This window comes from Chamaesiphon sp. VAR_48_metabat_403, assembly GCF_031422475.1.
Classification (GTDB): domain Bacteria; phylum Cyanobacteriota; class Cyanobacteriia; order Cyanobacteriales; family Chamaesiphonaceae; genus Chamaesiphon.
On the sequence record NZ_JANPLS010000292.1, the window covers coordinates 21,151 to 34,661 of the forward strand.

Consider the following 13,511-nt stretch of genomic DNA (forward strand, 5'->3'; position numbering starts at 1 on the left):
CTATGGTTGTTCTCCCTATTCCCTTCGTGTCGGGTCACCCGACACGATGACTTTCGCAGGAAGTCTATTAGTAACCTTTGACAACCTCCTCAAAGCTACCAGACTTGACGACGTGACCTTTCTCTAACATGTAAATTCGATCGCAATGTTCGATCGTTGAGAGTCGATGCGCGATGATAATCATGGTTTTAATGCCGCTTAAAGATTTAATCGATTCGGTCACTAAAGCTTCTGTTTCGTTATCTAAAGCTGCTGTTGCTTCATCAAAAACGAGAATTTCTCGTTCGTGATAGAGGGCGCGGGCGATGCCGACTCGTTGACGTTGACCGCCAGAAAGTAGTACGCCACGTTCGCCGACCATCGTATCTAGACCGTGAGGAAGTTGTTCGACTAGTTCTTCTAATTGTGAGGCGATAATTGCCTTGGTTAATTTTTGAAGATCGATCTGGTAATCTGGAACGCCAAAGGCAATATTTTTTTCGAGCGTATCATCGATTAAAAAGATCGACTGGGGCACATAGCCGATCGAATTTTGCCAAGCACGTAAATCGGTATAAATTGAAGTTCCATCGACGGTAATATCTCCCGATTGCGGTACTAATAGACCTAAAATAGTATCGACTAGGGTTGTTTTCCCGGCTCCCGATCTGCCGATCAAGCCGATCGATTCGCCTTTCTTAATTTCTAGCGCGATCCGATCGAGCGAAATCTTGGCAGTTTTGGGATAATGATAAGAAATATCATCTAAAACGATCCGATCTCGAAATGGTAAACTAGATTTAATCTGACTCGATCCGAGGCTGGGTAAAATTTCGTCTTCTAATTCCTTGAGATCTAGATAAATTTTATCTAAAGAGTAGGCATTATATCTAATGCCATTAATCGACGATAATAAATTACCGACGGCTGGTAATAGTCGAATCGAAGCTAATGCAAATATCCCCAGTACCGAACTGAGACTTTGAACGTTACCTTGGTTGGTCGAAATAAACAAAAAAGTAAACACGATCAGAAAAGTAATCAAAAAAGCTTCGACTACATAACGTGGCAAATTAGTAAAGCTCAATGCCAAGCTACCACTAACTGAATATTTATCGATCTGACTTTGCATTTGACCTTCAAAATATGGCTCGCAGCCGATAATTCGGGTTTCTTTCAGACCGCCCATGCCATGATTTATCAGTCGAATCATCTCAGTTCGCGCATCCGAACCTTCTTTGCCCCATCGGGCAATTCGATGTTTGGAAGATTCCAATAAACCGTAAGACAGCACTAAAATTCCACCGATGACAATCATTGCTAGGGCGTTGGTTGTTACTAATAGCCCGACTAGTGCTAATGTGACTACCGAATTCGAGATCGAAGTCAGCAACGGCATCATCACACCATTACTAAATCGCTCTGTCTCGACTGTAATATTTTGAATTAAAGAAGCACTGTTCCTACCTAAATGAAAAGTGTATGGAGCGGCTAAATATCGATGCATCAATCTAGCTGCTAACTCGCCTTGCTGTCTAAATCCAAATTCAAAAATAAGTTTTTGAGAGTTAAAGCTCAAAAATGATTTGACATAAAAAATAGCAATGACAGTACAGCCGATCGCTATTAAAAATTGACTCTTAGAACTCAAATGCGACTGTTGATAAATCGCATTGAGCCAGCTATTTTCGGCGATCGCATCGGGATTGGTAGCCAGGGAAATAAATGGCCCGACTAGTCCAGTTCCGATGACTTCTAGCCCCGAAACAAAGATAAATAGCATCACCATAAATGCGAGGTTAGCGTACTTGCCTTCGAGGATATACAGGAATTTTGAAAGGTATTGACGCACGAGGAGGTGTGGGGAGTAAGGAGTAAGGAGTAAGGAGTAAGGAGTAAGGAGTAAGGAGTAAGGAGTAAGGAACGCAGTTCCAAAGCCAAAAACCTAAAGCCAAAAGCCTAAAGCCTATCTCGCCGAGATCGATTCAGATCTGCTTTCACCTAATTGGTTAATGGCGACGATCGAATAGCTTGCATTTAGCGTAGCATTCTTGTCTGCGAACTCTAGTACGGGATGGGGTGAATCTGGCGCATCGCCGAAGTTGTGTCTGGGTTTGGGGATGGTGGCGATTGCTGACTGGTTGCGATCGATCCGAAATGCGGGGAGTCCAGATTCGAGATCGGGTGAATATTGCCAGGTGAGGAGGACGGTATTTGAGTCGCGGCGGGTGGATTGGAGGTTGGTGGGTGCCCTGGGTTTTTGGGTGGGGGGAATTTTGCCCGTAGTTACATATTGCTGCCATTTACGGGCGGTTTCCTCATTGGGGAGCCAAGCTGCTGCTAGGGGGTCGCCTGTAAATTTAGCGATCGGGGCAATCTCTTTAGTAGCGACATTACCCAGCCAGCCGAGATTGGGATCGATCGGTCTGAGATCGTTGCCCTGAAGGGGTAGACGTTGGGTGATGAGGGCATCGAAGTAGGGGATGGCGAGCAGTCGGGTATCGCCAGTTTCGTGCCCCGTGTTAGCTGCGACGGCTAGTGCCCACGGTGCGGCTAATTTACGATAACGCCCGAATGCTTGTGTGGGTAAATCGCGAGTTTCTTTGACTACGATGTTATCTTTTGCCCCTAAAGCAAATAGTACGGGGGTGTTGGCGAGGGTGGGATTGGTACCCAAGAGTGTAAACGCGCCTCCCCTAGCAGCGATCGCGGCGATCGTGCGATCGGGGTATTGCTGGAAGATCTGAACGATCCAATCTGCGCCGCCTGAATGCCCCCACAACGCCCACGGAACTCGGTTGAGTTCTAAATGCTTGCTCTGGGTTCCCAACAGCTCTAGTGCATTGAAAAAAGCCGTTAGAGAACCGTTATTAATTAAAGCCCAATCCCCACAGGGATCTGTTCCCGTCGGAAATTTAGCACTGAGTAATCCAAGCTGATGTTTGGCGGCTAATGCTTGCCATTGCAGATCGTTAGCATGGTTGAGTCCGGTAGCGGCGGCATCATCGCCGCAGCCATGCTGTTTGACGATTAGCCCCCGCAGCGTTGGGACATTTTGCGGCATCCAGATCCGAAAATCTGCGGATTGATAACTATCTGCTGCTGATGGCGGAATGGATGCCTCATAATATTGCCCGCGCAGAATCTGACTGGTGCCAGCCGTTGTTACTGTGGCTGGTAATAATGGTAGCGATCGCTGCGACCATTTTTTCCAAGCGATCGCACCGACGATCGCCAGTACAAAAATCGCCAGACACAATATCGTCCAAAATTTTCGGCGAGATTTCATCATGAAGGCAAATTAGCGGTGACTCGCACGATACAGGCTTTCATTTTCTCGGCTAAAATTGGCGATTCGAGTAACGATGTATGATGTCCGGGAATTTTATGGACTTCGATGCCCGCCGCAACATTTTTCCAACCTAAGTAGGGATCGATAAAGTAACCTGGAGGTGTTTCCATCGCTTTAAATAAGGTAATCGTTCCGGCATAAGCTTGGGGTTGATAAGCCTTGTGGATTTTTTGATAGGATACTTCGAGGTTTTTGAGGGTGGTAGATAGAGAACCGTCTACTGCGGCTAGTTGCTCTGTCGGTTTGAAAAATGCCCACGGCGAATGTTCGAGGATATATTGACTGATGGAGTTGAGTTGGCGATCGAATGTCTGGACGGGATTTTCGCTGTGAGCAGTTGGCATTGTGTCGCTAACTGACTTAGGCACGCGATCGTGGCGATTCTCCAGGGGAGCGGAATGCCTTTGCGCTTGCAGTTTGGTCTGGATTTCGGTACTGATGCCCTGAAAACCGCGATCTTGGAGTTTGGTCTTGATGCGCGGTAAGCTGTACGCCGCAGCATAGGACAATGACGAGATCAAGCGCGGTACTGTTGGTAACAATTTTGCACCGCCGGGAGCATAGGTATCGAACATCGCTAATAAGGCGATTTGTTGTCCTTGTTGTTGGAGTTGTTGGGCCATTTCTAGGGCAATATTACCACCGTTAGATAAACCGCACAGTAGGTAAGGCCCCTGGGGTTGGATGGTTTGAATTTGCTGGATATAGTCAGCAGCAATATCTTCTAAGCGATCGCGAATCGGGCTATTCCCATCTAGTTCCCGTGCTTGCAATCCATAGACGGTTTGTTCGGCTCCGAGTTTGAGGGCGAGATCTCGATAGATTAAGACGTTGAAGCCGCCACCGTGCATACAAAACAACGGCGGACGATCGGCTGTCCCGGTTTGAATTGTGACTAATGGCGACCAGGCATCAGCCGAGATCGGTTCGCGCAATAAGTTCGCCAATTGGCGGATCGTGGGAGCTGGTAATAAGAGGGATAAAGGGAGATTTTTACCGAGTTTTTGCTCGATTTTGGCAAATAGGCTCACAGCGAGTAATGAATAGCCCCCCAATTCAAAAAAGTTATCGTCTAATCCGATCGGGTTTAGATTGAAGGTGTTTTCCCAGATCTCGGTGAGTTGGCATTCGATTTCATCGGCGGTGGCGATCGCGCCCGATCGCGGTGGGGAAATCGTCCGGATCTTAGGCGTGCTATCGGTTTCCGTCCGTAGTTCTAAGTTGCCATCGAGTAAGTAACGGGCGATTTCGCCTGTTTTGAGGAGCTGGGCATGGGGACGGAATGGGTGGGGCACCAGGGTTGCGGTAGTCAGTTCGGTACGAGATCCGGGATGCCATTCTAGATACAAATCGCCGGGAATGCCAATCGGCAATAGTTGAAGCTGGGAGTCGAGGATGTAGGCGGGCAGGTTGGCAAGCGGACGACCGATCGGTAAGATCGATCGGTTGCGGTCGGTTGGATCTACACCCGGATCGTAGATGGCGATCGTGGTGGTGGTGGCTGGCGATCGATGGCGATAAATCCAGCGGGGAGTGCCCACTAGTTCGCGCCACTGCTGATACGCCGCAGTTGAAGTCGCTGCCGCTCCGACGACGGTGACTAATCGCAGACAAGCTGGTAAGCCACTTTTTAATACTAATGGGGCGTTCGACCATTCTTGCCAAGCCCGATCTGCCAGATTGAGAACGCTAACTTGACGACGATCGATCCACTCTAAAAGATCGACCATTGCTTGGGGTTGGCGATCGCTGGGTAAAATGGCGGTTGCGCCACAACTCCAACAGGCAAACAGTTCTTCGATCGTGCTGCTGGCGATCGAACTTGCCGATAGTAATAGCCGATCGTCGCTAGTTAGTGCCCAGGCTGTGGCTAGGGCGCGGGCGTTACCAACCAGTTCGGCGTGAGTCAGGGCGATCGCGGTTAATTTCTCGCTCGAACCGCTCGGATCGACGACGATTGCCACATCGGTCGGTGCGACTTTTATCATCTGGTCGCCAGTACCATCGGCAATTCCAGTTAAATTTGGAGCCAGGACGATCGACTGGATGGAGGTAGTTTGCAGGCGATCGAGCGTGGCTGCGCGGGTTAAAACTAAGCTAATCCCAAGCTGCTGGAGTCGATCCATCTGCCCTTCAATAGGGGCTGAAGAGTCGATCGGCACATAAGTACCGCCAAGTTTCAAAATTCCTAAAATAGCCACTGCCAAATCGAGGGAAGGCTCGATCCAGAGTGCGATGAGGTCGCCAGATTTCACGCCCCGATCGTCGAGATAATGGGCGAATCGATCGGCTTGATAGTTGAGTTCTTCGTAAGTGAACAACCGATCTTCACAACTAATGGCGATCGCCTTGGGGGTCTCGATCGCGCGAATTGCCACCAGTTCGGGCAAGCACTCGATGGGTCGATCGACTGGTGGTAAGGTTAATTGTTGACGTTCGGCAGGATCGAGCATCGGTAAATCTAAAATCGGTCGATCTGGATCGATGACGATTTCTTGAAGCAGCATCTCAAAATGCTCCATCATCCGATTTGCCGTACTCGCATCGAAAATGTCGGCATTGTAATCGAACACGGCACCTAAGCCTTGGACTTGTTCGCGCATTACCAGAATTAGATCGAATTTAGTTTGCCCGTGATAGATATAACCAAATAGCGAGTCGATGGCGAGATCTGGTAATTCGATCGTAGACATGCCGCGTCCGTTCGTCCACGGCGGATTGAGGGCGAATTTAATTTGAAATAACGGCGATCGTTGCCCATCGGGTGCGGGGGGTAGTTCTTCGAGCAGTTTTTCAAAGGGTAAATCCTGATGGGCGTGGGCTTCTAAGGCTTCATGCTTGACGCGATCGAGGACGGATCGGAAGGTGGGATTGCCTGCAAAATTTGTCCGCATCAGTAGCGTTCCCGAAAAGAAGCCGATCGCATTTTCGAGTTCGATCCGATCGCGTCCGGCATTGGTAAAGCTAACGAGCAGATCTTCGCGTCCAGAATACCGATATAGCAAGGTTTCAAAGGCAGCGAGGAGGATCATAAATAAGCTAGCACCAGAATTGTGAGCGAGCTTGAGTAAATCGTCGTGCAAGCGGTTGGAAAACATCCGGGGACAGCGATCTCCCCGATAGGTTTGCACGGGGGGGCGATCGAAATCGGTGGGCAAGGGAATGGCTGTCAGTGCCCCACTCAGTTGCTGTTTCCAGTATTGGAGTTGCCCATCTAATACCTCACCTTGCAGCCACGATCGCTGCCATTGGGCAAAGTCGGCATATTGAATCGGTAATTCGGGTAATGGCGATGGTTGCCCTTGCGAAAACGCGGCATAAATAGTCGTCAGTTCGCGATAAAAAATATCGGAAGAACTACCATCGCCCGTAATACAGTGCATACACCAGATAAACAGATATTCCTCATCCTGGAGCTGGATCAGTTTGACGTGCAGCATCAGTTCGGTTGCCAAGTCGAACGGCTGTTGGGCGAGGGTAGTGGCAATCTCTAAGGCAGCGGCATCGCGGAGATCTGGGGTAAGGTGGCGCAAGTCGGCGATCGGGACTGTAACGACGACATTTTGGGCGATCTCTTGACGCGGCTGTCCGTCGGTAACTGGAAAAGTCGTGCGGATAATTTCATGGCGGCGGACGATTTCAGTCAAGCTGCGTTCCCATGCTGCAAGATCGAGCTTGCCTGTCAGATGTAACACGACGGGCATATTATTCGCAGAACTCGTGGGTTCAAACTGATGCAGCAACCAAAACCGCTGCTGGGCAAAAGATAGCGGAATCGCACCATCCCGCGCGATCGGTATTAGCGGCGGACGACTGCTACTCGCATCGCGCCTAACCTGTTGTAAGAAGGCGATAATTTCCGGTTTGGACGCTTTTAATCGATCGATAATTTCTGGGGTCATCGCTCCTGCTGGAGCGCGGTACCGGAGTTTATCATCTTCTAACCAAATCGCGATTTCTAATACCCGCAGCCGATCGAGCAATTCATTTAATGTTTTCATATTAGAGATGGGGGTGTGGGGAGTAAGGAGTAAGGAGTAAGAAGTAATAAGTAAGAAATCTAGAACGCAGTTCCAAAGCCTAAAGCCTAAAGCCTAAAACCTAAAACCTAAAGCCTAAAACCTCTCCTAAAGCTCTCCTTCTTCAAAATCGCCAGTAGCGGCGGGGGTATTGGCGAGGCTCTGGGTTGCCCACTGGAGGGTAGCGACGCGATTGGCTAATTCGGCGACAGTGGGGAGTTCAAATAACACCCGTAAGGCTAAATCGACACCAAATAGCTGGCGCAACCGCGCGATCGCTTGGGTACCGAGGAGTGAATAACCGCCTAGCTCGAAGAAGTTATCGTGAATGCCAATTTTGTCTAACTTGAGAATTTCGCCCCAAACCTGGACGATTTGGGTTTCCATCGGGGTAGTGGGTGCGACGTAACTAGCATCGAGATCGCGTCTTGAGGCATCGGGGATGGGTAAAGCGCGCCGATCGACTTTGCCGCTGGGGGTCAGCGGAAGCGCGTCTAAGGTCACAAATACGGTCGGGATGGAGTGTTCGGGGAGTTTTTGCTTTAAAAAGGTCTTCAGCTCGGCGATCGTGCCGTCTTGACGATCTTTGAGGGTCACATAAGCCACTAAGCGGCGATCGCCGGGGACATCTTCGCGGACGATCGCGACAGCTTCGCTGGTGGCGGGAAATCGCCCGATCGTGGCTTCGATTTCGCCCAGTTCGATCCGAAAACCTCGGACTTTCACTTGTCCGTCGCTGCGTCCTAAGTACTCGATATGGCCATCGGGGAGATAGCGGGCTAAATCGCCCGTCCGATAGAGTCTGGCGGTAGTCTTTGGCTCTAAGGGGTTGGGAATGAATTTAGCGGCGGTGAGTTCGGGTCGATCGAGGTAGCCGCGCACCTCATCTGCGACACCTACCCACAATTCGCCTGTCACGCCGATCGGGACGGGTTGGTAATGCGCGTCGAGCAGGTAAACTTGGGTATTGTCGATCGCCCGTCCGATCGGGGGTAGCGACATCCAGGTGTGGGGCGCGCCTGTGAGGGTGTATGCTGTGACTACATGGGTTTCGGATGGCCCGTAATGGTTGTGCAAGCTGCACTGCGGCTGCTGTGCGAACCAGTTAGCGATCGAGCTGGAGATCTGGAGTTGTTCGCCTGCGGTAATGACTTGACGCAGTGCGGGACAGGTAATATTACGACTGTGAGCTACTTCTGCGAGTTGTTGGAGAGCGACGAAGGGGAGGAATAATCGCTCGATGGCGCGATCTTTGAGCAACTGGAGTAATTCGCTCGCATCTTTGCGGGTATCGTCGCCAATCGGGACGAGCGTGCCACCAGCGCACCAAGTAGCGAAGATTTCTTGGAAGGAAACGTCGAAACTAATGGGCGTAAATTGTAAGGTTTTGGCGGTGGGGGAGAGTGGGGATGCGGCGATCTGCCACGCGATCAGGTTGACGAGCGGACGATGGTTGAGCGAGACACCTTTGGGGGTGCCTGTCGAACCAGAAGTGTAAATAACGTAGGCTAAGTTGGCGGGGGTAATTGCGGTGTTTGGGTTGTCGCTGCTGTGGAGTGCGATCTGCTCCCAGTCGGTATCGATGCAAACCTTGTGGGCATCAAATTCTGGTAAATTTGCGAGCGATGCTTGTTGTGTCAGCACGACTGATGCCTTAGCATCAGCTAGCATAAAGGCAATCCGCTCTTGGGGATAAGTCGGATCGAGGGGAATATATGCGCCGCCTGCTTTGAGGATGCCAAGTACGCCGACGAGCAGATCGATCGATCGATCGATATAAATACCTACGAGACTGTTTGCGCCAACACCTAATGTTTGTAAGTAATGAGCTAATTGATTGGCGTGGTGGTTGAGTCGATCGTAAGTCATCGATTCAGTTTCCCACTCGATGGCGATCGCCTGTGGCGTTTTGGCGACTTGGGCTTCGACGAGTTGATGGATGCACAGCTCGTGCGGATAAGCAACTGGATCTCGACTCCAATTCTCGATCGTTTGGCGTTGGTGCTGGGGTAATATCGGTAACCGATCGAGCTGTTGCTGGGGATTGGCGACGATGCCAGCCAGGAGGGTCTCAAACTCTGCCATCCGGCGATCGATCGTCGCCGGAGCGAATAAGTTGGTATTATATTGCCACTCTAAGATCGTTTTATCTTTGAATTCGGTGGCATTAATATATAACTCAAAATTTTCGGATCGGCGGGGATTGGTAACGTAAGTAACATCTAAATCGGCATAATCGAGCTGGTCTGATTCTAACCCGCGATCGATATTAAAAATGACACTTACCAGCGGAATTCGACTGGCATCTCTAGGTAAAACTAGTTTAGAGAGCAAACTGCCAAATGTAAAAGGTTGGCGATCGTATGCATCGAGAATCGCCGAACTTCTAGCGGCTAGATAATCTTGAAAAGATTGGTTCCCATCGATTTGCGTCCGCAGTGGCAGCAAATTGACACAGTGACCGACGAGATTATACTGTTCTGCGGTTAATTGTCCCGCAGATGGTACGCCGACTACCAGGTCATCTTGCCCCGTAATCCGGTGTAAGAGAATTTCAAAACTGGCAATCAGCACTGTCATAAAACTACAGCCACTCGCTTTACCGAGTTGCTTCAATCCCGCCACTACAGCAGCAGACAGTTCGTAATCGAGCCGATCGGATTCAAAAGTTCTTAATTTCGGACGGGGATAATCTGTGGGTAAATCTAAGACGGGAATCGAGCCGGAAAATTGTTGGAGCCAATAGGCGGTAATTTCCTGCTCTGTTTGGCTCCCCACCTGAGTTGCTAGTTCTTTGGCGTAATCGCTAAACACATCGACAGGATCGAGATCGGCACCATCGCCCGATTTTACACCCGAATATAGTTTGCCCAAATCGGTAATAATTACGCCCCAAGACCAACCATCGCAGATAATGTGGTGGGCACTTAACAGCAACTGATGTTCGCGATCGGTAAGTTTGAGCAATGCTACTCTAAATAAGGCATCATGCTGGAGATCGAAGGGTGTGACAACCGATTGATGTTTGAGTGCGGCGATTTTTTCCGCCTGTGCTGAGGGTGTTAAATTCGCTAGATCGATCGACTGAATTTCAAGCTGCGACGAACTATTAATACACAACATTTCGCCGTCGGGACTGAGTGTAGTTCGGAGCGATTCGTGGCGTTCTACTAATAAGTTGAGTGCGGTGGTGAGATTATCGACATTCAGTTCTCCTTGCAAACTCAGCGATATCGATTCGTTATACGCACAGTTGGCATCTTCACCCATCTTCACTGATGCCCAGATTTCTTTTTGAGCGGCTGTGGCGGGAGCAGTTAGAACGATATCTCCATCCGCAAATGGATCGAAGTTCACTGGCGTGGCTAATTGCTGTAAATCTATCATGGGTGTTTGGATGGGGGAGGGGATGTATGGGTGTCGGCGGTATCGATTAAATATTCACCAGTTTAACAGCGGCTCGAAGCAGACTATATCGATAAAAATGCTGAGTTTAGGTTGCTAACCGCAAGTAAAAACCACTATAAGCATCCACAAAACATTCTGGATGAAAAGGGATGCGACAGGTTCTGGGGATCTGCCAAGTATCGATTACTTCGTATCCTAAGAGTTTGAGCGAATCGAGAAATTGCTGTTTGTTTTGAATTTTATACGGCACGTATGATTCGAGTAAATTCTGCAATGTAAAATACTCTTTACCATCATAAAATGGAACGTGATGGACGATGAGATGGCGCGGCTTCGTGTCGAGTTTATTTAGTAATTCGATTAAGGATGGTTCCATGTATTGGAGTGTACCAGCAGTAATAAAGATATCCGCTCCATTCGCATCGGCAACTTCTGTCGTGTATGATAAGCCCGGACTGTCGATTTCCGACAACATTTGTTCGCCTGCTTTTACTGCTTCTGGCAGGTCGCAAACTTTCCATTTTAGACCAGATGGATATGCAAAGAATTTTTGATAAGTATAGTAGCCATATCCAGTATTTCCACCGAGATCGAAAACAGTTTTACTATCGTTAAATGCTTCCTTCAGCCAAACCATGACTGGATAATCGATCGGCTTGGTAAATGAGGTCACAGCTTCCATATTTTTGATATTTTCGGCTGGTGACTTGCTGTAAAATTCGGGTTGATTATAACCAACCTCGACTCGCTTGGGAATCGCCTGAGTCGCCGCACCAAAGGATGAAAAAAGGTGAGAGCAACTAGCACTAGTTTTGGGAAATACCCAGTGATGCAGATAATAATCTGACACGATCGGAGTACTCACTAATAAGTCTCGAAAAATTTGTTTTAAACCTTGGGATTGTGGCTCGTTCATTTAGTTTTAATTTGAGGATACATTGTGGGCGTACGAGTTTAAAGATATTGCGTAGGGTGGGCAGTGCTGCTGGGCGGGTGACCCGAAGCGACGTTTGCGGGGGAAGCTTCCCCCGCAAAGCTCGCACCCCAATCCACCATCTATGTTTCAGGCGATTTATATCTAACAAACATTTGCACCTAGCTACTTACATGTAGTTGAGTGGTAATTATCAGCGAAAATTACCACTCAACTCATATTTAAATATTTCCCATTTGCAAGTACTTACCAGGGCGTTCTAGATCGGGAATATACCAGGCAAGATTGCCATCTGGATCTTTACCTAATCTGGCACCAGCTTGGGGTGGATGTTGACTGTCGAATTTATCGCTGCTAGGTGTTGTAACTAGATTACCTAATTCGCTAATGCCTGGTAAAAAGCCCATTGTTTGCAATTCGGCGACGGTATCTTTAAACGCTCTGGCGACAAATTCGATATCTTCATCGGTATGGGCGAGGGTAAAGAAGCACGGACGATATTCCCAAATATGCACTCCTTTTTCCCGCAGCATGTAGAACAGCAAGCCGCCATAAGTTACTTCGGCTGGATAGGTAATATAAAAGAACGAACTGAAATATTCAATCTTAATCGGTGCGCCGACTCGATCGAAATGTTGTCGCATTTGTTTGACAAATTTCTCGACTTTGGCACTTAAAGATATTTGTAGTTCTGGCCCGCCCTCTTTGAGTTTGTCGAGTACCGCTGCTGCTGCGGCGAGAGCCATTGGGTGCCGGACGAAGGTACCTGCAAAGAAGGTCACGCCGACTTCGGGGATGGAATTGTTGCCAAACTCCCAGAAGCCGCCATCTAAGGCATCCATATATTCGGCTTTACCTGCAACGATGCCGATAGGTAAGCCGCCGCCGACGACTTTGCCGTAGGTTGCCATGTCTGCTTGAATACCAAAGTAAGCTTGTGCGCCGCCGGGATGAACGCGGAAGCCAGTTACCACCTCGTCAAATATTAAAGCTGTTTCCGACTGGGTAGTCAGAGTGCGTAACTCTTGCAAGAATTCGCGCGGCTGGAAGCCAGGATCGCGACTGCGGACGGGTTCGACTAAAATTCCGGCGAGTTCGTCGGCACGTTCGCGGAGGATTGCGAGTGATTCGGGGGTGCCGTAGTCTAATACTAGTAAGTTCTCGAACATCTCAGACATCAAGCCTGGAGCGGCTGGAAGGGTTCTGTGCTTCGGCCCTTGGCGATATAATACTTCGTCAAAGGTGCCATGATAATCGCCGTTAAAGGTGGCAATGAGGTTGCGTCCGGTGACGGTACGGGCGAGGCGTAATGTCGCCATGACTGCTTCCGATCCGGTATTGCAAAAAGCCACCCGTTCCATGCCAGTAAATTCGACGATCGATTTAGCAACCCGCCCAGCCAGCGGCGTTTGGGGGCCGATTTCGATCCCTTTTTCCATTTGCGCCATCACCGCTTTGGTGACAAAATCTGGGTTCCAACCGAAGAAATTTAGACCGAAACCGTTAGTAATATCGACGTATTCATTACCATCGACATCCCACAGCTTGGAACCCGCCGATCGATCGATGACGATCTGGTATACCATCTCTTTGAGCAGGGGCGTAAATCCAGACACCGTGCGCGGATCGGCAAGGTAGCGGCGATGCTCTTGAGCTTGACGTTTGGATTCTGCGGTGCGATCGTTGTAGCGGGCGACGATCCGATTTTGGTGTGCTTGCTGTTCGCTTGTAAAAGCGGTGGTGACTGTTTTCTGTATTTTCGCGCCGGGGCCGTTTGATTTGGTCGGATTGGGGGGGGGGGGGGAAATTGCCGTTGCGG

6 protein-coding genes are annotated in these 13,511 nt (G+C 49.3%); all 6 read right to left on the reverse strand.

Going from position 1 to position 13,511, the window contains the following annotated elements; all coding sequences use genetic code 11:
* Positions 1-67: 67 nt before the first annotated feature.
* Entirely contained in the window at positions 68-1,831 is a 1,764-nt protein-coding gene (locus tag RMO79_RS13860; protein ID WP_310483747.1) for an ABC transporter ATP-binding protein, read from the reverse strand.
* A 114-nt stretch (positions 1,832-1,945) separates the two neighbouring features.
* Complete coding sequence (locus tag RMO79_RS13865; protein ID WP_310483748.1) at positions 1,946-3,271, reverse strand: hypothetical protein; 1,326 nt, start codon at positions 3,269-3,271, stop codon at positions 1,946-1,948.
* On the reverse strand, positions 3,268-7,332 hold the full coding sequence (locus tag RMO79_RS13870) for a condensation domain-containing protein (protein ID WP_310483749.1): 4,065 nt from the start codon (positions 7,330-7,332) through the stop codon (positions 3,268-3,270). The genes RMO79_RS13865 and RMO79_RS13870 overlap by 4 nt, the downstream gene beginning before the upstream one ends.
* 126 nt (positions 7,333-7,458) lie before the next feature.
* Positions 7,459-10,737, reverse strand: coding sequence for an amino acid adenylation domain-containing protein (locus tag RMO79_RS13875; protein WP_310483750.1), 3,279 nt, complete (start codon positions 10,735-10,737; stop codon positions 7,459-7,461).
* Between the two features lie 106 nt (positions 10,738-10,843).
* The gene (locus RMO79_RS13880) at positions 10,844-11,674 is read right to left on the reverse strand and encodes a methyltransferase, TIGR04325 family (RefSeq protein ID WP_310483751.1); all 831 of its coding nucleotides are present in this window, start codon (positions 11,672-11,674) and stop codon (positions 10,844-10,846) included.
* 239 nt (positions 11,675-11,913) lie between these two features.
* Positions 11,914-13,511: aminotransferase class III-fold pyridoxal phosphate-dependent enzyme (locus tag RMO79_RS13885; protein ID WP_310483752.1), on the reverse strand; the 1,598-nt coding region annotated here is incomplete at its 5' end.

Coding starts and splice junctions, on each gene's coding strand:
- RMO79_RS13865 (WP_310483748.1), bottom strand. CDS start 3,271: ATGATGAAATCTCGCCGAAAATTTTGGACGATATTGTGTCTGGCGATT.
- RMO79_RS13870 (WP_310483749.1), bottom strand. CDS start 7,332: ATGAAAACATTAAATGAATTGCTCGATCGGCTGCGGGTATTAGAAATC.
- RMO79_RS13875 (WP_310483750.1), bottom strand. CDS start 10,737: ATGATAGATTTACAGCAATTAGCCACGCCAGTGAACTTCGATCCATTT.
- RMO79_RS13880 (WP_310483751.1), bottom strand. CDS start 11,674: ATGAACGAGCCACAATCCCAAGGTTTAAAACAAATTTTTCGAGACTTA.